We start from the raw sequence: 24014 nt of genomic DNA, 5'->3' as shown, positions 1-24014 counted from the left end.
TTAGATAGGTTTTATATAAAAATGAAATTGTTCTTTATATACAAAAAATCATAAAATGAATTACAAGAAAAAATTATACTACGAAAGAGTGATGGATGATGTGTGGAATAACTGGCTGGATTCAATGGGATCAAGATTTGAAGCATCACGAAGTCACGGTCAAAAAAATGGCCCAAACATTATCGAAAAGAGGGCCAGATACATCAAGCAATTTTTGTGACACACATGCAGCTCTAGGTCATACAAGACTAATCGTAGTAGATCCTGTCGGAGGCGTACAGCCGATGACCAAAACAAAAGGTGCGAATTCCTATACCATCGTTTATAATGGTGAGTTATACAATACTGAAGAACTGCGGGAAGCACTGATAAAACGGGGATACCAATTTCAGTCCCACTCGGATACGGAAGTGTTGTTAACGGCATATATGGAATGGAAAGAGGATTGTGTCAACTTTCTCAATGGAATATATGCTTTCGCTGTTTGGGACGCTTCTTGTGAAAAACTGTACATGGCCCGCGACAGGCTGGGTGTGAAACCTTTATTTTATAAACATGACGGAAACAGGTTGCTTTTTGGTTCGGAGTTGAAGGCGATTTTGGCTCATCCCCAAGTAAAAGCGGAAATTGACCGGGAAGGGTTGCGGGAAATCTTTGGTTTAGGCCCATCCAGAACTCCTGGTCACGGTATATTCAAAGGAATCAATGAATTAAGACCCGCCCACTTTTTGACATTCGATCGTCACGGTCTCCGCATTCAACGATATTGGAATGTAAAGAGTGAAACCCATGAACATTCGTTGGATGAAACCATCGAACATGTCCGATTTCTCATCAAAGATGCAGTGGAAAGACAACTGGTTGCGGATGTTCCTGTTTGCACCTTTTTGTCAGGAGGGTTGGATTCCAGCGCCATAACAACCATTGCTTCAAATTACTTCAATAAGAATGGCAGAGGACCCCTTAGCACCTATTCGATAGATTATGAAGAAAACAGTGCCTACTTTCAAAAAAGTTTGTTTCAACCGGATGAAGATCGTCCATGGATTGAAAAAGTCGTTCAGCATTTGGGCGTGAAACACCACTCGATTATCCTGACCCACGAACAGCTTGCTGACACATTGGAGGAGGCGGTGATTGCCAAAGATTTGCCAGGCATGGCGGATATTGATTCTTCTTTGCTTTTATTTTCAAAGGAGATCAAAAAGCAGTTTACCGTCGCGCTTTCCGGTGAATGTGCCGATGAAATTTTCGGCGGATATCCATGGTTTTATAAAGAAGAATTGTTACAAGGCGACAGCTTCCCTTGGATGCAATCGCAAACGTTAAGGCAAAATCTTTTATTGCCCTATTGGAAGGAAAAATTGAAATTGACGGACTACGTTCACCAAAGATATAAGGAAACCATTCAGGAAGTGCCGAAGCTTGAAGGCGAAGATCCTGTCGAAGCAAGACGCAGGGAAATGTTTTATATGAACATGGTATGGTTTATGTCGACCCTGCTGGATCGGAAAGATCGAATGAGCATGGCAGCCAGTCTTGAGGTGCGTGTCCCTTTTGCAGACCATCGGATCGTTGAATATGCATGGAATATACCTTGGGAAATGAAAATGTTGGACGGAAGGGAGAAAGGATTATTACGGAAAGCATTGGAGGGAATCCTTCCAAATGAAATCATTTACCGTAAAAAAAGCCCTTATCCAAAAACACATCATCCAAAATATACAAAGCTGGTAAAAGAGTTGTTGCAGCAAATCATTGATAAGAAAAATCCTCCAATTTTTCAGCTGCTTTCAAAGGAAAAAATAAAAGAAATACTGGCTCTCGATGGGGCGACGAAATTGCCGTGGTTCGGGCAATTGATGACAGGCCCTCAACTTCTCGCACATTTAGTGCAAGTGAATATGTGGTTTGACAAATACAATGTAAATCTCGTTGACGCATAGTTCCGTTTTAAATTTCTCCCGTCACCAAAGTGCCGACCTTTGGCAAGGGGCGGGAGAATCCCAAAAGCTTGACCAATCATGGAAAGGAAGGCGATTCAAATGTTAAATTTAAGCCCTGAACAATTCGTCATTAAACCGGCATTGGCGACAATCAATTGTGAACCGAATTGGCAATGGAAAAGAAAAGCGCCAATACCGAATTTTGATTTGTTATATATTTGGAGCGGCAAAGGCAATTTAAGATTGAACGGAAAAGATTATCCATTGCAAAGAGGCACTTGTTTTCTGTTCAGACCAGGCGATTGGACGACAGCTACCCAAGATCCGGCTAATCCGCTGGTGATTACGTATATTCACTTTGATGTCACTGGTGAACCCGAGATCATTCCAAATCATCATCGCATTTTGCAAGACCGTATCCATTTTGAATCATTATTGAGCCAATATGTCCGATTATTCCTGGTGGATACTTATGGCGCCGAAATGGAAGGAAAACTGATTCTAAAACAATTGATGATTCATTTGTTGCGGGCAGACCAACAGGAAGAGACTCAACAAAAAGAAGAAGGCGAAGAATTGCAAAGCCAAATTCTTTATACGATCAGGGAAGTGGCCAATTATGTGCAGCAGCATCCCGGAGAAAATCATACAGTCGAAAGTTTGGCTGCGCGCGCAAACTTTTCACCTCGTTATTTCTCAAAAAAATTCAAAGAAATCATGGGACAAACCATCCAATCGTATATTGTGGAAACCCGCATCAAAAGAGCAGAGCATTTATTGCATTATACAGGGATGTCAGTAACGGAAGTGGCCGATGCCCTGGGGTATAACAATATTCACTTTTTCAGCCGCCAATTCAAAGCTTATACGGGTAAAAGCCCGTCGGAAATTCGTATGATTTCAGGGATCCGAAAACCCAGTATAACGAAAATGCCATCAAAAAGGAAAAAAAATGCGTAAGTTTAACACCAATGGTTTTATATAGGAAAGCCGACATTTTCCGAAATGAAAATGTCGGTTTTTTTTATTTCTTTTCAAACATTTGAAGATTTCCGCCATAATGGCCGGTTTTGTTCCGGAGATATTCCTTCTTCCGTGGCTGCCTGTCGTTCTTTGGAAGCCGGGGAAAATTCTGATTCAAAATGGGCGGTGAAAACATGTCTATTACTGCATTCTTAAAAACGTCCGGTTTTGCCGGCAGCGCAATACGATGGTCCTTTTCTGATGGAAAGGAAGATAGGCGGTTTGTCATGGATTGGTTTAAGGGAGATAAATGCCAATTTAAGAATAATGTTTGTCCTTTTTATGGACAATGTTCGGTTTTTCTTTCAAAAAGTAGTGCAAAATAGTGCAAATATTCGACTCAATAGTCTAAATATTTTTATTTCTCCTCTTGGTAGGATGTATATATAAGAAAACAGGAAGAATTAAGGGGTGCAGAAAATGAAAGAACTACTCAACCAAGGCTTATACAATCCACAACTGGAACATGACTCGTGTGGAATCGCCTTATTAGCAAATATAAAAGGAGAAAAATCACATTCTCTTGTATCCCAAGCGCTAATTGCCCTTGAGAGGTTGACGCATCGCGGGGGACGGGATGATAAGGAAACGTTGGGTGATGGATCCGGCATTTTGACGGATATCCCTCATGAGTTATTTTCCAAAGAGTGGGAAAAGCAAGGAAAACAACTTCCTCCATCCGGACGTTACGGGGTTATGATGATTTTTCTTCCTAATGAAGAATCAAAATTGCTTGAATATAAAGCAAGAATCGAAGAAATCGTTGAAAAGAACAGTTTGGAGCTGTTTGGATGGCGTACGGTGCCAACGAACGAAGAAGCTCTGCAAAAGGAAGCAATCGAGTCAGCCCCTTCAATTCACCAATTATTTGTGTTACCTGCAACTGAGCTTGAACAAGACGATTTTGAAAGACGTTTATATGTAACTCGTCGCAGAATCGAAAAGACATTCAGCGAGTTTGAAAAGAATAAAGATGCATGTTATATCTCCAGTTTCTCATCGAGAACGATTGTATATAAAGGGCTGCTATTACCGAAACAATTAAGCAGTTTCTATTTGGATTTGCTCAATGAAAATTTCAAATCGAAAATGGCGATGGTTCATAACCGTTTCAGTACGAACACTTTCCCAAGCTGGAGCAGAGCCCAGCCGAACCGTATGATCATGCATAATGGGGAAATCAATACAATCAACGGCAATGTGAATTGGATTTTCGCCAGGGAAGCATCCATGCATTCAGATGCATTCGGTGTGGATCAAAAAGAACTTCATCCAATTGTGAACTTGGATGGCAGCGACTCGGCAATGTTTGACAATGTGCTGGAACATTTGGTGTTGTCCGGATGGTCTTTGCCACAGGCGATGATGATGATGATTCCGGAACCTTGGCAAAATAATACATTGCTTTCAAAGAAACAAAAGGCTTTCTACCAATACCATAGCTTGTTGATGGAGCCTTGGGACGGTCCTGCCGCAATGGGATTCTCTAACGGAAAACAGGCGGGTGCTTGCCTAGACCGCAACGGTTTGCGGCCAGCGAGATTTGTTTTGACAGACGACGACTTTTTCTATTTATCTTCGGAAGTGGGCGTTGTCGATATTCCAGAGGAAAAAATCATCCAAAAAGGCCGCCTGAAACCTGGCCAAATGTTATTAGTTGATTTTGAGAAAAAAGCGCTATTGTTCGATGAAGAATTGAAACATCAACTCATCAACGAACACCCATATGATCAATGGGCAGCTGAAATAATCATTCCTTTGGAGAATATTCCTTCTCTGAATCTGGAAAAATCGAGAAAGATTAATAAAAAACAATTGGTCCGCCTTCAAAAAGCGTTTGGTTATACATTTGAAGAGTGGGAGAAATATATCAAACCCCTGGCAACCCGCGGGGACGATCCGGTCGGTTCCATGGGCTACGATGGTCCACTTGCCGTTTTATCAAAAAGACCGCAATTGTTGTTCAACTACTTTAAACAACGGTTTGCGCAAGTAACCAATCCTCCGATTGATGCCATCCGGGAAGAGTACGTGACATCCATGGAAGTGTATTTGGGGGGAGAAGGCAATCTATTAAATCCGAAAAGGGAAGAATATCAAAAAATTAAACTGAAAACGCCAATCTTAACTAATAACGATTGGGTGAAACTGATCGGTTTGCATTTGAACGGATGGAGAGTAAAAAAACTGTCATCCTTATTCCCTGCAAAACAGCCGGAACTGATGGAAGAATATTTGGAGAAATTACTTAAAAAAGCTGAAAAAGCGGCAAAGGACGGATACCAGTTGCTTGTCGTAAGCGACCGCGGCACAAACAAAGAAAATGCGGCCATTCCATCATTGCTCGCCGTATCCAGCATCCATCATCATTTAATCAAGCAAGGTCTCCGCAACAAAGTGAGCATTATTGTTGAATCGGGAGAACCGAGAGAAGTTCATCATTTTGCGGCACTGCTCGGCTATGGAGCAAATGCGATATACCCTTACCTGGTATGCGCATCCCTTTCCCAATTGGAAGAAAGCGCGGAATACGATTTCATTGGAAAATACGTAAAAGGGATTACAAAAGGCATATTGAAAGTCATGTCCAAAATGGGAATTTCTACGGTCCAAAGCTATATCGGCGCTCAAATATTCGAAGCGGTCGGCATCAGCAAAGAAGTCATAGATCGTTATTTCCCGCGGACGATTTCACAAATCGGCGGTCTTGACATAGCGGACATTGCCAAGGAAACCGTTGCCCGCCACAACAAGGCCTGGGAAGATGAAAAACCTTTATTGGAAGAAGGCTCCGATTTCCAATGGCGCAAAAACGGGGAAGAACACCTCTATCGTCCGGAAACAATTCATACGTTGCAGCTTGCCTGCCGCACAGGAAAATATGAGCTTTATAAAAAATACAGCGAGATGCTGTCAAAAGAAAGCAATACGACTTTAAGGGCATTGTTTGAATTGAAAAGCGACCGGACACCGATCCCGATTGACGAAGTGGAACCAATCGAATCGATTTTTAAACGATTCAAAACGGGTGCGATGTCTTTCGGATCCATCAGCAAAGAAGCCCATGAAGCCATTGCCATTGCCATGAACCGGATCGGCGCAAAAAGCAACTCTGGTGAGGGCGGGGAAGATCCAAACCGCTATATTCCACTGCCAAACGGCGATTCAAAATTAAGCCGCATTAAACAAGTGGCTTCCGGACGATTTGGCGTCACAAGTCATTATTTAGTGAACTGCGACGAAATCCAAATCAAAATGGCACAAGGGGCAAAGCCTGGTGAAGGTGGCCAGCTTGCCGGCCATAAGGTGACGGTGGAAGTTGCAAAAACGAGAGGTTCAACTCCTGGAATCGAGCTGATTTCACCACCTCCTCACCACGATATTTACTCGATTGAAGATTTGGAACAATTGATTTACGACTTGAAAAATGCCAATCCGGAAGCACGGATCAACGTCAAACTCGTTTCCGAAAGCGGTGTAGGAACTATCGCAGCGGGTGTGGCGAAAGCGAAAGCAGACGTGATTCTCATCAGCGGTTATGACGGCGGAACAGGCGCAGCAGCCAGAACGAGCATCAAGCATGCCGGTCTTCCATGGGAATTGGGGCTGGCGGAAGCCCATCAAACGTTGATGCTGAACGGATTGAGAAACAAAGTGGTTCTTGAAACAGACGGAAAATTGATGAACGGAAAAGATGTCATCATCGGTGCATTATTGGGTGCGGAAGAGTTCGGTTTCTCCACGTTGCCGCTTGTCTCACTTGGTTGTGTAATGATGAGGGTTTGCCATTTGGATACATGCCCTGTAGGAGTTGCGACTCAAAATCCGGAACTCAGAAAGAAAATGACCGGTACTGCCGATCACGTGGTGCATTTGATGCACTTCATCGCACAGGAAGTTCGCGAATTAATGGCAGAGCTGGGCTTTAGAACATTGGATGAGTTGATTGGAAGAACAGACATCATTCAGGTCAAAGATGATGTGGATTGGAAAGAACGGAAACTGGACTTTTCTCCTCTATTCGTCAGATACGAAGGAGATCGAACAGCAACCGAAAGCCAAAATCATCAATTGGAAGAAACGTTGGATTATCAAAAATTGATTCCATTAAGTCAAAGGGCTATAACAAGCAAACAGCCTGTTCAAATTTCGCTTCCAATCCGGAATACAAACCGTTCAGTCGGTACAATGCTCGGATATGAAGTTTCGAAAAAGTACGGAAGCGAAGGGTTAAAAGAAGATACGATCCAAGTCCATTTCCAAGGTTCAGCCGGCCAAAGCTTTGGTGCATTCATTCCAAAAGGCATCACATTAAAGCTTGAAGGAGAAGCCAACGACTATGTCGGAAAAGGATTATCCGGCGGAAAAATCATCGTTGCTCCTCCAACGGATACAAAGCGGTTGGCGGAAGAAAATGTGATTATCGGCAACGCCGCTTTCTACGGTGCAACAAGCGGTAAAGCATTTATCCGCGGCAAAGCGGGAGAAAGGTTCTGTGTCAGAAACAGCGGAGCGCATGTTGTAGTGGAAGGAACAGGAGATCACGGTTGTGAATACATGACAGGCGGCCGGGTAGTGATTTTGGGAGAAGTCGGAAAGAACTTTGCAGCCGGCATGTCCGGGGGTATCGCATATATTTATTCTCCAGCCAATGAACATTTCACTGAAGTTTACAACGATGAACTTGTCATGCTGGAAGAGATTAATGACCAACAAGAATTGAGCTTTGTCAATGCTCTGATCAAAGAACATTACCAACAAACAAAAAGTACTGTGGCGAAACGAATCCTTCAAAATTGGGAGTTTGAAGCAGCGAATTTTATTCGCGTCATTCCATACAAATACAAAGAAATTTTGGAAAAAGAAGAACAGTACTTGGCAAAAAGTTATTTAGCGTAAGAGGGCGGTGAAGAAAATGGGAAAACCTACTGGATTTTTAGAATATAAACGACAAAATGCCCAGTATCGGGATCCGTTGGAGAGAATTCAAGACTGGAAGGAAATTTCAAACCTTCCACAGGAAAGCGACTTGGTCAAACAGGCAGCTCGATGCATGGATTGCGGTGTTCCATTTTGTCAAAACGGCTCTCTTGTTGGAGGCATGTCAACGGGATGTCCAATATTCAACTTGATCCCTGAATGGAATGAACTTGTTTATAGAGGGAATTGGAAAGAAGCTTATGATCGATTGAGCATTACGAACCCTTTCCCAGAGTTTACAGGAAGGGCATGTCCAGCTCCTTGTGAGGCTGGATGTGTCGCTTCCCTCTATGAAAGTTCGGTAACCATTAAAAATATTGAATTGGCCATCATCGAAAAAGCTTTTGAAGAAGGATGGGTAAAACCGCAAATACCTAAGGAGAGAACAGGAGTCAAAATTGCGGTGGTCGGCTCCGGTCCAGCCGGTCTGGCTTGCGCGCATGAATTGAACAATTACGGACATTCGGTAACAGTTTTTGAAAGAAGCGACCGGATTGGAGGCCTCCTTACTTACGGGATTCCGAAAATGAAAATTGAACAGCATGCCGTAGACCGCAGAATCCGTGTCATGGAAGAATCGGGCATCACCTTCTTGACGAATGTGGAAGTGGGAAAAGATTATTCCTTGGAAAAACTGCAAAAAGAATTTGATGCAGTGATTCTTTGCACGGGTGCCACAAAACCGCGGGATCTGCAAGTAAATGGAAGAAACTTGGGCGGTATCCATTTTGCGATGGATTTCCTGCACGCCAATACAAAAAGCATGTTGGATTCCAATTTTAAAAATGGCCAATATATTTCTGCCGAAGGAAAAGATGTAGTGGTCATCGGCGGTGGTGACACGGCAGTCGATTGTATCGCTACATCACTCAGACAAAATTGCAAAAGTGTGATTCAATTCGATATTTATCCGAAACGTCCAACGGAAAGAGAGGCAGATAATCCATGGCCGCAATATCCAATGGTTTATAAGCTGGATTACGGCCAGGAAGAAGCCAAAGCAAAATTTGGCGATGATCCAAGATTATTTGCCACTACCGCTTTGGAATTCATCGGGAATGAGGAAGGTCAACTCACTGCAGTCAAATGCGTGGGGATCAGAACCATATTCAATGAAAATGGTGAAAAGATCCGGGAACCGATCCCAAATACCGAAAAAATCATTCCGGCCCAACTGGTTCTACTGGCCATTGGATTTGAAGGGCCTGAACGGGAACTCTTTGATCAATTAAACATCGATTGGAAAGAGATAAAAAACAGCCGTTCTTATCAGACAAAAGTGGAAAACGTCTTTGTGGCGGGTGATGCAAGACGCGGCCAAAGTTTAATCGTTTGGGCGATCCAGGAAGGCAAAGAAGCCGCAAAAAGCTGCCATGAATATGTAACAAGTAAAGTAAACTTATCAATTTAGGAGGGATACGGTGCAAGCAGTTGATTATATCCAACAGTTATTTGCAGATCGAATTGGAGGTCCCTCTTTCGGTCTAAAGGAAGAAATATTCAAATTCGAAAAAATTAAAAGAGCCAAAAGATTGGCGGTGAAAGAAAAGCCTGACGTGCCATTGATTGATTTGGGCGTTGGCGAGCCGGATGCAATGGCAGACAAGAGGGTCGTTGACAAGTTGTATGAGGAGGCGGCAAAACCTGAAAACCGGTTTTATTCAGATAACGGAATCCAGGAATTTAAAGAAGCGGCTGCCCGCTATATGGAGGAAGTGTTTGGTGTTCCGGACCTGGATCCGGAGACGGAAATCAACCACGTCATCGGTTCAAAATCAGGCTTGAGCTTGCTGCCCGCTGCTTTCATCAATCCCGGAGATATTACATTGATGCCATCACCTTGTTATCCGGTGCTCGCCACTTATACGAAATATTTCGGTGGAGAAGTTGTCCATCTTCCGCTATTAAAAGAAAATGGATTTTTACCCCAACTGGATCAAATCGATCCGGAAGTGCTGAAAAAAGCCAAACTGCTCTATTTAAATTATCCAAACAACCCTACTGGCGCAGTGGCAACCAAAGAGTTTTTCGAAGAAGTTGTCGAATTTGCCAGAACCCATCAAATCATTGTTGTCCACGACGCAGCTTATGCCGCATTGATGTTTGACGGCGAAAAACCGCTTAGCTTTTTATCCGTACCTGGAGCAAAAGAAGTCGGCGTAGAGCTTCATTCATTATCCAAGTCTTTCAATATGACCGGTTGGAGAATAGGGTTTATTGCCGGAAATCCGAAATTGATCAAAGCATTCCAAACGGTAAAAGATAACAGCGATTCCGGTCAATTCATCCCTATTCAAAAGGCCGCAAGTTTTGCGTTATCCCATCCGGAAATAACGGAGGAAACGGCGAAAAAATATTCCCGCCGCCATGAATTGCTGGTGCAAATCCTTCAAGGATGCGGTTTTGAAGTGGAAAAACCGAAAGGCTCCTTTTACTTATATGCCGAAGCTCCAATCGGGGTGGCAGGAGGGCCAACATTCCAAACAGCGGAGGATTTTTCACAATACCTTATCCGGGAACATCTCATTTCAACCGTTCCGTGGGATGATGCGGGAGGTTTCATCAGATTTTCCGTCACCTTTGAAGCTGATTCAGAAGAAGAAGAGTTGCAAGTGATGAAGGAAATTGAAAGGCGCCTGAAAGGGGAAAAGTTCATTTTTAAAAGAAGGTGATGTAATGCTATTTACAAAAATGCATGGGTTAGGAAACAACTATATTTTTATCAATCTTTTGGAACACTCATTACAAGAAGAATTCCTTCCAACATTGGCAAGAAATCTTTCCAATGTGAGATTTGGCATTGGTTCTGATGGAATGATCCTTATCTGCGATTCCAAAGTGGCCGACTTCCGGATGCGAATTTTCAACGCGGACGGATCGGAAGGGAAAAATTGCGGCAACGGATTAAGATGTGTAGCGAAATATTTATATGATCATCAATTTGTGGATTCCGAGAGTTTTACAATTGAAACCCTCGGCGGAATTGTAGAAGTTCATATATCCGAAAAGAAAAAAGAAGTGGAATTTGTCACGGTTGATATGGGTGAACCGAAATTGCTGAAAGGAATGGTTCCAATGATTGGTGAACCCATGACGGTGACCATCGATGAACCGTTCACCATCGGCGGAGAACTCTATCACCTGACTTGCGTTTCAATGGGCAACCCCCACGCCATCATGTTTGTGGATAATGTCCATGATGTGCCCCTTGAAAAAATAGGTCCAATCATCGAACATTCCGACATCTTCCCGGAGAGGGTGAATGTAGGAATTGTAACAGTGAAGAAACCGAATGAACTCGACTATCGGGTTTGGGAAAGAGGATCAGGCATTACAATGGCTTGCGGTACAGGTGCTTGTGCAGCGGTAGTCGCGGCCACATTAAATAAAAAAATTGAGAAGAACCAAATTATTACTGTCCACCTGCCGGGAGGTGATTTAGAGATTCGTTGGGACGAAAATAACCATGTTTGGATGAAAGGTAGAGCAGAGTACATTTGCCATGGTGAAATCAAATTGGAAGATTTCATCAAAGAAAAGATGCCAAAAGCGTCTGGTCAATAAATTTGGATTTTAAATATGAGGAGGAATTATTCATGAGCAAAAATTATACAAAAGAAGACATTTTAAAAATGGCAGAACAGGAAAACGTACGCTATATCCGTTTACAATTCACGGATTTATTCGGAATCATTAAAAACGTTGAAGTTCCTTTAAGCCAATTGCCAAAAGCTTTGGATAACAAAATCATGTTTGACGGTTCTTCCATCGAAGGATTTGTAAGAATCGAAGAATCCGATATGTATCTGTATCCTGATTTAAACACATGGCTCATTTTCCCTTGGGAAACTGAACATGGGAAAGTTGCCCGTTTGATTTGTGACGTATATTTACCGGACGGCAATCCATTCCCTGGCGATCCTCGAAGCGTTCTGAAAAAAGTGCTAAAAGAAGCGAACGAACTTGGATTTACAGCAATGAACGTAGGTCCGGAACCGGAATTCTTCCTATTTAAAACAGATGCGAACGGCAATCCGACAATGGAATTGAACGACCAAGGCGGTTATTTCGATTTGGCGCCAACGGATCTTGGTGAAAACTGCCGACGTGACATCGTGCTAACATTGGAAGAAATGGGATTTGAAATCGAAGCCTCCCATCACGAAGTTGCCCCTGGTCAGCATGAAATTGATTTCAAATATGCCAATGCAGTAGAAGCGGCTGACCAAATTCAAACATTCAAATTAGTCGTGAAAAACATCGCGAGAAAACATGGATTACATGCCACATTCATGCCAAAACCTCTCTACGGAGTAAACGGTTCAGGAATGCACTGCCACCAATCTCTATTCCGCGGAAAAGAAAATGCCTTCTACGATGAAAACGATGAACTTGGTTTAAGTGAAACAGCGAAACAATATTTGGCAGGAATTTTGAAACATGCTTACAGTTTCGCAGCGATTACGAATCCAACAGTAAACTCATACAAACGTCTAGTTCCAGGTTATGAAGCACCATGTTATATTGCATGGTCCGGCAAAAACCGAAGCCCTCTTGTACGTGTTCCGGCAAGCCGTGGATTAAGTACCCGTATTGAATTGAGAAACCCGGATCCATCCGCAAACCCATATCTTGCATTAGCTGTAATGCTCGCAGCAGGTTTGGATGGCATCAAAAACAAATTGACTCTTTGCGATCCGGTAAACTCCAACATTTACACAATGGATGAACAACAATTGGATGACTTGAACATCAAAAGCCTTCCATCCAACTTGGAAGAAGCGATCAATGCATTGGAACAAAACGAAGTCATCAAAGCGGCACTTGGCGAACATATTACAACCCACTTCATTGAAGCAAAACGGATCGAGTGGGATGAATTCAGAATCAATGTGCATCCATGGGAACGTGAACGTTATATCACTCTATATTAAGGGGGACGATTTATGAAAAAAGTTGAAGTGATTACCCGTCCAGAAGTGTTCAAAGAATTAAGGGATAACTTATTTTCCATTGGAATCGGCGGCATGACCGTAACGGAAGCTGCCGGTTCCGGCAAACAAAAGGGAGTGGAAGGCTTATTCCGGGGTACTACCTTTGAAATAAGAGTTCTTCCAAAGTTGAAAATTGAAATGGTCATCGACGATGAGAAAGTGGAAGAAGTTGTGGAAGTGATTCAAAGAACTTGCAATACCGGATCGGTAGGTGATGGAAAAATCTTTATTATCCCTGTTGAAGAAGCGATCCGCATCCGTACAGGTGAACATGGAAAAGAAGCCATTATATAAGATGAGAGGAGTCGAGTTGAGATGAAGAAAAAAGTATTATCTATTTCGCCGTTATTATTGTTCGCTGCATTGCCAGCTTATGCGCAAGCGCCAACTGTCGAATCATTGGAATTGTCCATCAATCTCGTTTGGGTCATGTTAGGTGCAGTGTTGGTATTCTTCATGCATGCAGGTTTTACGTTGGTTGAAACCGGCTTTACGAGAGCGAAAAACTCATTGAACATCATCATGAAAAACTTCATAACAATCAGTATTGTTTCCATTTTATACTATTTTGTCGGATTTGGTTTCATGTTTGGCGATTCGGCGAACGGCATCATTGGAACAAATGGATTTTTATTATCCGGAAGGGAAGATATCGACTTTTTCGTCTTCCAGGCAATGTTTGCAGCAACTTCCATCACAATCATTTCGGGAGCGGTTGCTGAACGGATCAGAATCTCAAGCTATATCTTGATTGCTGTTGCAATGAGCGTCATCGTTTACCCGGTCATCGGCCATTGGATCTGGACAGGTGATGGATGGCTTGCTCAACTTGGCTTTACAGATTTCGCCGGTTCAACAGTAGTGCATTTGACTGGTGCGATTGCGGCATTGACCGTTGTCATTTTCCTTGGGCCACGTATCGGAAAATATACAGGCAAAAAAGTCAATGTGATTCCAGGCCACAACATTCCATTGGGAGCACTGGGTGTATTCGTACTTTGGTTAGGTTGGTTCGGTTTTAACGGTGCCAGCACCCTTGCGGCAGATACAACTTTGGTTCCACACGTGATTGCAACAACATTACTTTCGACTTCAGCCGCTTTTGTTACATCTGCCCTTTATACAAAAATCCGATTCGGAAAAATTGATCCTTCCATTTCATTAAACGGTGTTTTGGGCGGTTTGGTTGGGATCACGGCAGGTGCGGCGGATATCTCCATACTTGGATCCATTATTGTCGGATTCGTCTCAGGGATTTTATTGGTAGAAGGTGTCCGTTTCTTGGATACAAAAGTTCGAGTGGATGATCCGGTAGGTGCAATTGCGGTCCATGGTATTTGCGGTATTTGGGGAACACTTGCAATCGGTTTATTCTCGACTTCCAGCGGACTTTTCTACGGAGCAGGCGCTTCTCAATTGGGCATTCAGGCAATTGGTGTTTTAGCAGTCATTATCTATACAATGTTAATTGTCAGTGTAGTGACGGTCGTAATCAACTTCATTCTCCCAATCCGTGTATCAAGCCAAGATGAAATCGCAGGTCTCGATTATTCCGAACACGGCTCTTATGCATACGAATGGAGCCAAACATTGTTGGAAAGAGTGATCAATGGCAGTGAAGAAAAACCTGAACACGGTTTAGGATTGGCTGATCGATTGAACAACTTGACTCATGGAACGGTGAAAAGTAAAACTTCGTAAGAAATAGTGTAGTAAAAAACTTCCAAATAAGATGGCAAACCATCTTATTGGAAGTTTTTTTAATTTATCATTTTGTTTTTTGGGGTGAAAATGTCAAGACAGTTTGATTGAATAACGATCACATGGTCGAATACAGCAATAAGTTTTTTTACATTTGTAAAGTTTTGCAGATAAAGTATTTAGGCACTACCACCAATGGATAGTGCCTGAATTTGCTTAAATGGCGTTAAACGATTTGCTTAATTCAATGAAATAATCCAACGATTTCGGGTTGGCCATTGCACCCGGATTAATGGCTTTTCCGACCGGCATGCCAAGCAGAATTTTGCGGATTGGCACTTCTAATTTCTTTCCATTCAAAGTCTTTGGCACTTCCTCGACGACATGGATTTGATCCGGAACAAACCGGGGTGATAAGTTTTGCCGAATGGCATCCTTGATTTTTTGTGCAAATGCATCGTTGAATTGAGCCGGATCTTGCAAAACAATAAATAAGGCCAGGCAGGAAGGACGATCTCTATACTCCAGATCCACAACCAAACTGTCCAAAATTTCCGGGAAGGATTCTACAATTTTATAAATCTCGCTTGTCCCCATCCGTACACCGGAGCGGTTGATAGTTGCATCCGAACGGCCAAAAATGATGCAGCTTCCGTCTTCATTGATTTGAATCCAGTCCCCATGTCTCCAAACCTTTGGATAGGTGCTGAAGTAACTGTCCAAATAACGGCTGTAGTCCTCATCCCCCCAAAAATAGATCGGCATGGATGGCATCGGCTTTGTCACAACCAGTTCCCCCACAGAACCGATGATCGGATTGCCTTCCTCATCGTAGCTTTCCACTTTGGCCCCCAATGAGCGGGAAGGAATGATGCCTGCCCTTACCGGCAGCGTGATATTTCCTCCGACGAATCCGGTGCAAACGTCGGTTCCGCCGCTGATGGAAACAAGCAAGATGCCATCTTTAACAGATTCATAAACCCATTTGAAGCTGTTAGCTGATAATGGCGAAGCGGTTGATAAAACGGCGCGCAATTTTGGGAACTTAAAATGGCTGTTTGGTTTAAAGTTATGTTTGATGCAAACATCGATAAATGGAGCGCTTGTCCCAAATACGGTGATTCCCGCTTCTTCCGCAAACGCCCACAAGGCGGAGAGATCCGGATAGCTTGGGCTGCCATCATATAAAACAATGGTGCTGCCCACAATCAATCCGCTGACGAGCATGTTCCACATCATCCAGCCGGTTGTCGTAAACCAGAAGAAACGATCCTCTTTCCCTAAATCCGCTTCGATTTGCAGGGTTTTGATATGCTCGATTATAATGCCGCCATGGGAATGGACGATCGGTTTCGGCAATCCTGTCGTCCCGGAAGAATATAAAATCCAAAGAGGATGGTTGAATTCCACTTGTTCATATTCCAGTTCAGAAGATTTCTCTTTCACTGCATCCATCCAATGAACGGTTTTTGGGGACTTGAGTTCAGGTTGTTCCCCGACATGGTGGATGATGATGGAATGTTCGATGGATGGGATTTCATCCAATAAATGATGGATGGTATCCAGCTTGTCATATACCTTTCCGTTATATTGATAACCATTCACGGCGATGAGGAGCTTCGGTTCAATTTGTTTAAAACGGTCAACGACGCTGTTTAGACCAAAATCCGGCGATGCCACCGACCAGATGGCCCCGATGCTAGCACAAGCCAAAAAGCTGACAACCGTTTCAGGGATGTTTGGAGAATAGGCAACGACCCGATCGCCTTTTTGGATTCCGATTTTTTTCATATAGTCCGCCAGAGCTGCCACATCTTCGTAAAGCTGATTCCAGGAGATGGATCGGGCTGGTTGGTTTTCGGATTTATAAATGATGGCCGGACCCGGCAGTTCCTTATGTCGAAAAACTTGTTCCGTATAGTTCAAATGGGCATTTCGAAACCATTTGTAATAAGGCATTTGATCGCCTGTCAAAATGGAATCGTAAGGTTTGCTGTGGACAATGTTCCCATATTCCCAAATGGATTTCCAAAAAGCTTCTGTTTCGGTTGTGGACCATTCCCATAATGCTTGATGGGAATCAAATTGAAGCCCGTAATTTTCTTTCAGCCACCGTTTGTAGCGGCTGATTTCACTGTTTTGAACGGTATTTTCATCCGCCTTGTAAAGCAGTGTTCCTTCCAATATTGCGACCATACGTACCATCCTTTCAAGAAACTCATAAATTTATTTTATAGAAAAACATGATGGGGCCAAACTGATAGATTTTAATATATTAAAGTAAATATGAAAGGTGAAAATGAATAATTCTCATTTGCGAAGGATTTTTATGCATGATTTCAAGTCAGTTTTGAAGGAAAATCATCCTTAAGAAAGTATTTCTATAAAAGGGTTTGTATTTTCCGGATTTAGGGAATATACTCCATATATAAATTTTAGTTTTCTAATAGGAATAGTTTAATAGGGGTGATGGGATTGAAAAGCGATTTTAAACAATTAATTCATGATATAGAAGAATCCTACAGTGAAACAGTCGAATGGCGCCGCCACTTGCACCAACATCCGGAGTTGTCATTTGAAGAATATGAGACGAGCAAATTTATTGCGGAAAAGTTGGAGGAATTCGGTTTGACCGTTCATAGAAATGTCGGGGGCACCGGGGTAATCGCCAAAATCGAGGGGGCAGAGCCTGGAAAAACCATTGCCTTCCGGGCAGATTTTGATGCATTGCCGATCCAAGACTTAAAATCTGTAAGTTATGCTTCCAAAATTGAAGGGGTCTCCCATGCTTGCGGACATGACGGGCATACAGCGGCTCTTTTGGGCTTTGCCAAAAACATTTTGAAGTACAAACATCTTTTAAAAGGCAACATTCTTCTTGTTTTCCAACATGCAGAGGAAAAACCGCCAGGCGGTGCGAAAGACATGATTGCTCAAAATATATTGGAGGATGTTGATTATGTATTTGCCGCCCATTTGGATTCTTCATTGGATGTCGGCAAGGTTGCCATAGGCTCAGGATACAAAATGGCAGCCGTGGATCAATTTAAAATCCATCTGAAAGGTCTTGGTGGCCATGGAGGACTTCCAAATGAAGCCAATGATGCATTGGTGGCCGGTGCGGAATTGGTGGGAAGTCTGCAAAAAATAGTGAGCCGCAATGTCGATCCATTGCAAGCCGCCGTGGTAACAGTGGGCAGATTCCATTCAGGAACAGCTTTCAATGTGATTGCGGAAAGGGCATATTTGGAAGGCACTGTCCGAACATATGATGCAACCGTGCGCAGTTTTGTGGAGGAACGGATTGAACAAATTACAAAGGGCATTTCTTTAGCCCATCAAATTCAATATGAAATCGAGTACTTGCATGGCTATCCGGCCCTTTACAATGACGAAAAGCAAACTGAAAAGGTGAAACATTCATTGATAAGCGGACTTGGGATGGATGCCGTTGTGGACCTGAAAGCTTCCATGGGTGCCGAGGATTTTGCTTATTTCCTGTTGGAAAGACCGGGGACTTACTTTAAAGTAGGGGCAAGAAATGAACGAAAAGAAACCCAATTTCCCCATCATCACGGCAACTTTGATATTGATGAAAGGGCGTTGACGATCATACAAAAGGCGTTCGCTTATATTGCTCGTGAATATATAATGGATATAAATGGTTGATGCGGTTTCAAGTGAATCAAATATAAAAGGGGAAATCCATTCAATGCATATTTTTTAGAACAATTTATGGTAGGCATGAGATTCAATTCTTCTGCTTTTATTTGAGATCTTTGTTCCAAATGAAAAATATTATCAATTTGTGGCGATTTTTTGTATAATTCAAGGTATGACTATGACATAGAAAGGAAAAGCGGATGTTAAAGCAATTTTTTTCCTATTATAAACCCCATAAACGATTGTTTATCATCGACTTTTCATGTGCCGTATTGGTCGCCGTTTTAGATTTGTTTTTCCCGATTGCGGTGCAGTGGTTCATCGATACCTTATTGCCTGAAGGCGACTGGGGAAAAATCGTGCAGGTGAGCGCACTTTTGCTCCTTGTATATCTTTTGAGCACCTTCATGAACTTTGTGGTCAACTATTTGGGGCATAAACTGGGGATCAATATCGAAACCGACATGCGCCGGGATTTGTTCAATCATATCCAAAAACAAAGCTTCAAGTTTTTTGACAATACAAAAACCGGCCACATCATGAGCCGCATCACGAACGATTTGTTTGACATCGGGGAATTTGCCCACCACGGGCCTGAAGATTTCTTCATTGCCATCATGACTTTCATCGGCGCCTTTGTGATCATGTTCCAGATCAATCCGACGTTGGCGTTGATCGCGCTGATCTTCATGCCGTTTTTGATTTGGCTCGTTACATACTGCAACACGAAAATGAACAACGCATGGAAAGAAATGTACAGCAAAATTGCCGATGTCAATGCCAGAGTGGAAGACAGCGTTTCAGGCATCCGTGTGGTGAAGGCATTTACAAATGAAGAATTCGAAATGAAGCGCTTCCGTAAGCAAAACAGCTTTTTCCGTTCAGCGAAACTTTATGCCTATAAAGTCATGGCCGGAACCCACTCCAGCATTTACTTTATGACGCGGCTGCTCACATTGGTCATTTTGGTGGTCGGCGCCTGGTTAAGCTACAACGGCACATTATCCTACGGTGAATTGGTAAGTTTCGTCTTATACACAAACGTATTAATCAAACCGGTGGATAAAATCAGTGCGCTGTTGGAACTTTATCCAAAAGGAATGGCGGGCTTCAAGCGTTTCCGGGAATTGCTCATGCAGGAACCTGAAATCAGGGACCGGGAAAATGCCATTGCCGTCCCTCATTTGGAAGGGAATATTTCATTTAAGAAGGTATCCTTCCAATATGATGAGACAAAACCCGTATTGAGCAATGTTTCCTTTGATATTAAGGCAGGGCAGACCATTGCCTTTGTCGGCCCATCGGGAGCAGGGAAGACTACGATTTGTTCACTGATTCCCCGCTTCTATGACGTAAATGGAGGGGCGATTACCATTGACGGAATCGATGTGCGGGACATGACGCAAAAATCATTGCGGGAACAAATCGGCATTGTGCAGCAGGATGTGTTTCTGTTTACCGGAACAATCCGGGAAAATATCGAATATGGCCGATTGGGGGCAAGCTTTGAGGAGATCAAAGCGGCTGCAGAAAAGGCCCATTTGAAGGAATTCATTGAATCGCTTCCGGACGGGTATGACACGCAAATCGGCGAGCGCGGCTTGAAATTGTCGGGTGGACAAAAGCAGCGTCTTGCCATTGCGCGGATGTTTTTGAAAAATCCGCCCATCCTGATTTTGGATGAGGCCACTTCTGCGCTCGATACGGAAACGGAAATGATGATTCAAAAATCGTTGAACGAGCTGTCCAAGAACCGTACCACATTGGTCATTGCCCATCGCCTCGCAACGATTCGCAATGCGGATAAAATATTCGTTGTAACGGACAACGGCATTGAAGAACAGGGAACGTATGAGGAGCTCTTGGCTTTAAACGGCGTCTTTGCCAACCTGCACAACGCGCAATTCAAGAAAGTCGAAGAAATGTTTTCACTATGATTTGTAATCGCAAGCCATTTTAATGAACTTGGCTGAAAAAAATGAAGTAAAACCAAATTGTTATAGCAATCAAAGAGGCTGGGACAAAAGATAAAAAACACCATTTTCTCCCGTGAGAAAATGGTGTTTTTTTAATAATTGAAGAAAATTGATTTCCGTTCCGGGGACGCTTTCCGCGGGCCCGGCTCGAGCCTCCTCGGAGCTCACACCTTCGCTCATGCGGGGTCTCGAGAGGGCTCGTCGCAGGAAAGCTTTTGCTTTGCGACTAAGCGTGCGCGACAGGAGCACTCGCCCCGTCACTTCAATCAATTTTCTGTGATATCGATTTTTTACAAAAAAACCTTTTTGCAGCTCGTTCATTTTATTAGTTATGTCCCAGCCTCTTTGATTTAGGGAAAGTCATTCATGCAGAATATTGAAAATAATCCTATCTGCTCATTTCAGTTATGGATCATGTCAATAGTCTATTGCTCACTGACGCTTCTTCGTTTTCTTATTGTTATATCTTTCTTCCGGCGTCAAAGGTTCATTGGCCAATTCATGATCAAATTCCCTTGATAAATTTTTTCTTACCGCTTGTTCGTCGCTAAAGTTTCCGCTTAAATTTTTCTTTTCCCTGTTGCTCATTTTTTACACCTCCGTGAAATTAGTTTGCCTCGGGTTGCCCTCAATATGTATCATTATCGGTTCTTTGTTTTGATGTTTTTTTTTAGCGACATTTACTTGGTTAAAATCCTATATATGATTTTTGATGTTGATAATGCCTTCTAAAAATCCATTACTGAGTGTATAAAGGAACTTTGGTTTTCTTTTATACACTCTGTTTTTGATTTGTTCGTTCAACCATCATTGGTAGTTAAAATAATACATTTTTTATTATTTTCTTAATTTTAAAAATATATTGACAACGTTTGTGGGAATTGATAATCTATTAATCAAATAATCAAATAGTGATAATTTATTATCATTATTTGATAAATGGAGGTGTATGTATTGGGGAAAATAGTTGCAAAACGGGGCAGTGAGCTGCGCTGTAAAAGTTGGAGACAGGAAGCTCTGCTGCGGTTATTGGAAAATGTTCTAGAAAATGGTGAAAATCAAGACGAATTGATCGTATATGCTTCATTGGGAAAAGCAGCAAGAAATTGGCCATCTTATCATGCCATTGTGGATACCTTACAAAATCTTGAGGAAGATGAGACATTAGTCATCCAATCCGGTAAACCGATTGGTGTATTTAAAACTCATCCATACGCACCGATTGTTGTGATGGCCAACTGCAACATAGTCGGCAAATGGGCAACGAGTGAGAATTTTTATGATTTGCAAGACAAAGGGTTAATCTGCTGGGGAGGTTTAACGGCAGGGGCTTGGCAATATATCGGTTCCCAGGGTGTGATTCAAGGTACATACGAAATATTCCAAACCATTGCCAGAAAACACTTTGATGGCAGTTTGAAAGGCCGTTTCATCTTAACAGCCGGTCTGGGGGGAATGGGAGGTGCCCAACCTCTGGCGGGAGTAATGGCTGATGCGGCGATATTAGTTGTCGAAGTGGATGAAGAACGGATCAATAAACGAATCGAACACGGATACCTTCAAAAGAAAACGGATAATTTGGATCAAGCATTACAGTGGATTGACGAAGCGAAATCATCAGGAGAAAGCATATCCGTGGGATTGCTTGGAAATGCAGCGGATATTTATCCTGAAATTTTGAGCCGTGGCATTGTACCGGATATTGTTTCAGATCAAACAGCCGCCCATGACCTCGTCTATGGATATATTCCACAAGGATATACAGTTGAAGAAGTTAAACAGTTAAGAAAAACAAATCCTGAACAATTGGCGGAAGATTCATTGGCATCCATTGCAACGGAAGTTCGCGCGATGCTGGAATTCAAAAACCGCGGTTCTATTGTATTTGATAATGGGAATAACATTCGCTCACAAGCTTTTAAAGCGGGAGTGGAGGATGCATTTGAGATTGATATTTTCACAGAAGCGTTTTTGCGGCCATTATTTGCGAAAGCCATCGGTCCTTTCCGTTGGATTGCATTATCGGGAAATCCGGAAGATATTCGAACAATCGATCAATACATATTGGAGAATTTTGCAGATAATCAGATCGCTTCAAACTGGATTAAACTGGCCAATCAATATGTTCCATTTGAAGGGCTCCCCGCCAGAATCGGTTGGTTTGGCCATGGTGAACGCACAGAACTTGCATTGGCAGTAAATAAGATGGTGAGAGAAGGAAAACTATCTGGACCTATCGCATTTTCAAGAGACCATCTGGATGCAGGTGCAATGGCCCATCCGAACATTATGACGGAACGGATGAAAGACGGCAGTGACGCAATTTCAGATTGGCCCCTAATCAATGCAATGCTGAATTGTTCATCTATGGCGGATTTAGTCGTTATTCATTCCGGCGGTGGAGGGTATGCCGGCTATATGACAAGTGCCGGAGTGACACTGGTTGCCGATGGAACGGAAGCGGCGGATATGAGATTGAAATATACATTGGATAACGATACAGGATTGGGAGTGCTTCGCTACGCGGATGCAGGTTATGAGGAAGCGTTGGAAGAAGTGGAGAAAAAGAATATTAGAAGAATTAATCTGGAACATTACAAAAAATAAAGGAAGTGGATACTGTGAGAGAATTAACTTATGATGATGTAATCGCAGCGGTAAAAGGAGGTTCGGTCTATGCTTCCGGCGGTGGGGGCTGGGTGGACCATGGATTAGAAATCGGAAGGGCTGCAATCACCATTGGAAAACCGAAATTAGTCTCTGTAGATGAAATTCCCGATGACGCAATCATTGTTACGGCGACAGCAATTGGCGCTCCGGCAGGGACGACGGATTGGCAAATGCTTGGAAAAGATTACATTAAAGCTGTCCAACTTCTTCAAGAAACACTCGGGAAAAAAATCTATGGATTAATGACACCGCAAAACGGGATGTCAAGCAGCATCAATGGTTGGCTGCCTGCTGCTGCATTAGACATGGTGGTGGTGGATGCAACGGGCGATATTCGTGCACATCCAACAGGGAAAATGGGATCATTAGGATTGGGAAATTCAACAGATTATGAAACGATTCAAGTGGTGGTTGGAGGCAAAGCGGAAACTGGTTCATATATTGAGCTCGTTGTGAAAGGCACTCCTGCAAAGACTTCCAAAATATTGAGAACTGCTTCAGATATGTCGGGAGGATTTATTGCGGCTGCAAGACATCCATTACCAGCCAAGTATATTAAGGAGAATGCAGCAATTGGCGGTATCAGCAAAGCGTTGGAATTGGGCTATGCAATAATGGAAGCCGAACCAAATGGCGCTGGTGCGGTCATTGAAGCGATTTGCAATAAAACAAATGGCACAATTTTAGGAAGTGGAAAAGTATTGAAGAAGACGGTTCAATATTCGGGAGCATTTGATATAGGGACAATCACCGTTGAATCCGAGGAACATGGGGAACTGATTCTTCATGTAATGAATGAGTATATGGCTGTGGATACAAAATCAGGTCAACGTTTAGCGACATTCCCGGATGTAATCACCACTTTATCTGTAGAAACCGGCGCGCCTATCAGTGTAGGAAATGTAGTCGAAGGAATGGAAATAGCTGTATTCAGCATCAATAAACAATTTATCCCGCTAAGTGCAAGTGTGAAAGATCCGACCGTATATCCTGAAGTTGAAGAGGCGCTGGGAATTAATTTAGTAGATTATGTTTTTGATAAAGTCAAATAATAATGGGCA

15 protein-coding genes are annotated in these 24014 nt (G+C 42.8%); 13 read left to right on the top strand and 2 right to left on the bottom strand.

The annotated features are described in order from the left end of the window. Positions 1–98 precede the first annotated feature (98 nt). The 9 genes from asnB (at position 99) to ACFPOH_RS10325 (ending at position 14644) form a co-directional block, all read left to right on the top strand. The gene (gene asnB / locus ACFPOH_RS10365) at positions 99–1946 is read left to right on the top strand and encodes an asparagine synthase (glutamine-hydrolyzing) (protein WP_390309565.1); all 1848 of its coding nucleotides are present in this window, start codon (positions 99–101) and stop codon (positions 1944–1946) included. A gap of 99 nt (positions 1947–2045) precedes the next feature. Then, positions 2046–2906 (top strand): helix-turn-helix domain-containing protein, encoded by an 861-nt coding sequence (locus tag ACFPOH_RS10360; protein WP_342469120.1) that lies wholly within the window; start codon positions 2046–2048, stop codon positions 2904–2906. 483 nt (positions 2907–3389) lie between these two features. Beyond that, positions 3390–7868: a glutamate synthase large subunit gene (gene gltB / locus ACFPOH_RS10355; RefSeq protein ID WP_390309562.1), complete on the top strand. Its 4479-nt coding sequence runs from the start codon at positions 3390–3392 to the stop codon at positions 7866–7868. 16 nt (positions 7869–7884) lie between these two features. After that, positions 7885–9360: a glutamate synthase subunit beta gene (locus ACFPOH_RS10350; protein ID WP_342581570.1), complete on the top strand. Its 1476-nt coding sequence runs from the start codon at positions 7885–7887 to the stop codon at positions 9358–9360. A 10-nt stretch (positions 9361–9370) separates the two neighbouring features. Beyond that, positions 9371–10621 carry an LL-diaminopimelate aminotransferase gene (locus ACFPOH_RS10345; RefSeq protein WP_390309560.1) on the top strand — a complete coding sequence of 417 codons (1251 nt, stop codon included), beginning with the start codon at positions 9371–9373 and terminating at the stop codon, positions 10619–10621. 4 nt (positions 10622–10625) lie between these two features. Beyond that, complete coding sequence (gene dapF, locus ACFPOH_RS10340) at positions 10626–11513, top strand: diaminopimelate epimerase (RefSeq protein ID WP_342469124.1); 888 nt, start codon at positions 10626–10628, stop codon at positions 11511–11513. A 32-nt stretch (positions 11514–11545) separates the two neighbouring features. Then, positions 11546–12883 carry a type I glutamate--ammonia ligase gene (glnA, locus tag ACFPOH_RS10335; protein ID WP_342469125.1) on the top strand — a complete coding sequence of 446 codons (1338 nt, stop codon included), beginning with the start codon at positions 11546–11548 and terminating at the stop codon, positions 12881–12883. Between the two features lie 12 nt (positions 12884–12895). Continuing rightward, complete coding sequence (locus tag ACFPOH_RS10330; protein WP_342581567.1) at positions 12896–13237, top strand: P-II family nitrogen regulator; 342 nt, start codon at positions 12896–12898, stop codon at positions 13235–13237. A 21-nt stretch (positions 13238–13258) separates the two neighbouring features. After that, a complete protein-coding gene (locus ACFPOH_RS10325; protein ID WP_390309558.1) occupies positions 13259–14644 on the top strand; it encodes an ammonium transporter in 1386 nt (461 codons plus the stop codon). A 216-nt stretch (positions 14645–14860) separates the two neighbouring features. On the opposite strand, the gene ACFPOH_RS10320 is transcribed toward ACFPOH_RS10325, so the two are convergent. Continuing rightward, positions 14861–16840: an acetoacetate--CoA ligase gene (locus ACFPOH_RS10320; RefSeq protein WP_390309556.1), complete on the bottom strand. Its 1980-nt coding sequence runs from the start codon at positions 16838–16840 to the stop codon at positions 14861–14863. Between the two features lie 273 nt (positions 16841–17113). On the opposite strand from ACFPOH_RS10320, the gene ACFPOH_RS10315 reads away from it, so the two are divergent. Beyond that, entirely contained in the window at positions 17114–18313 is a 1200-nt protein-coding gene (locus tag ACFPOH_RS10315) for an amidohydrolase (protein ID WP_390309555.1), read from the top strand. A 194-nt stretch (positions 18314–18507) separates the two neighbouring features. After that, positions 18508–20244, top strand: coding sequence for an ABC transporter ATP-binding protein (locus ACFPOH_RS10310; RefSeq protein ID WP_342581564.1), 1737 nt, complete (start codon positions 18508–18510; stop codon positions 20242–20244). Between the two features lie 471 nt (positions 20245–20715). Here the strand turns inward: ACFPOH_RS10310 and sspO are convergent, their stop codons facing one another. Further along, positions 20716–20871 carry a small acid-soluble spore protein O gene (sspO, locus tag ACFPOH_RS10305; protein ID WP_342469132.1) on the bottom strand — a complete coding sequence of 52 codons (156 nt, stop codon included), beginning with the start codon at positions 20869–20871 and terminating at the stop codon, positions 20716–20718. Positions 20872–21237: 366 nt separating this feature from the next. On the opposite strand from sspO, the gene ACFPOH_RS10300 reads away from it, so the two are divergent. Together ACFPOH_RS10300 and ACFPOH_RS10295 are read left to right on the top strand one after the other, a co-directional pair. Then, positions 21238–22890 carry a urocanate hydratase gene (locus tag ACFPOH_RS10300; protein WP_390309552.1) on the top strand — a complete coding sequence of 551 codons (1653 nt, stop codon included), beginning with the start codon at positions 21238–21240 and terminating at the stop codon, positions 22888–22890. A 14-nt stretch (positions 22891–22904) separates the two neighbouring features. Beyond that, entirely contained in the window at positions 22905–24005 is a 1101-nt protein-coding gene (locus ACFPOH_RS10295) for a DUF917 domain-containing protein (RefSeq protein WP_342469134.1), read from the top strand. Positions 24006–24014 lie beyond the last annotated feature (9 nt).

It is taken from the genome of Ureibacillus suwonensis (genome assembly GCF_042655065.1).
Lineage (GTDB): Bacteria > Bacillota > Bacilli > Bacillales_A > Planococcaceae > Ureibacillus > Ureibacillus suwonensis.
The sequence above is the reverse complement of the archived record's forward strand: the minus strand, read 5'-3'. Positions and strand labels throughout refer to the sequence as shown.

Excerpts from the sequence above, each read along its gene's own strand:
- ACFPOH_RS10330 (WP_342581567.1), top strand. The coding sequence starts at position 12,896 with ATGAAAAAAGTTGAAGTGATTACCCGTCCAGAAGTGTTCAAAGAATTA.
- ACFPOH_RS10360 (WP_342469120.1), top strand. The coding sequence starts at position 2,046 with ATGTTAAATTTAAGCCCTGAACAATTCGTCATTAAACCGGCATTGGCG.
- sspO (WP_342469132.1), bottom strand. The coding sequence starts at position 20,871 with ATGAGCAACAGGGAAAAGAAAAATTTAAGCGGAAACTTTAGCGACGAA.
- dapF (WP_342469124.1), top strand. The coding sequence starts at position 10,626 with ATGCTATTTACAAAAATGCATGGGTTAGGAAACAACTATATTTTTATC.
- ACFPOH_RS10350 (WP_342581570.1), top strand. The coding sequence starts at position 7,885 with ATGGGAAAACCTACTGGATTTTTAGAATATAAACGACAAAATGCCCAG.
- ACFPOH_RS10310 (WP_342581564.1), top strand. The coding sequence starts at position 18,508 with ATGTTAAAGCAATTTTTTTCCTATTATAAACCCCATAAACGATTGTTT.
- glnA (WP_342469125.1), top strand. The coding sequence starts at position 11,546 with ATGAGCAAAAATTATACAAAAGAAGACATTTTAAAAATGGCAGAACAG.
- ACFPOH_RS10320 (WP_390309556.1), bottom strand. The coding sequence starts at position 16,840 with ATGGTCGCAATATTGGAAGGAACACTGCTTTACAAGGCGGATGAAAAT.
- gltB (WP_390309562.1), top strand. The coding sequence starts at position 3,390 with ATGAAAGAACTACTCAACCAAGGCTTATACAATCCACAACTGGAACAT.
- ACFPOH_RS10315 (WP_390309555.1), top strand. The coding sequence starts at position 17,114 with ATGGGATTGAAAAGCGATTTTAAACAATTAATTCATGATATAGAAGAA.
- asnB (WP_390309565.1), top strand. The coding sequence starts at position 99 with ATGTGTGGAATAACTGGCTGGATTCAATGGGATCAAGATTTGAAGCAT.
- ACFPOH_RS10325 (WP_390309558.1), top strand. The coding sequence starts at position 13,259 with ATGAAGAAAAAAGTATTATCTATTTCGCCGTTATTATTGTTCGCTGCA.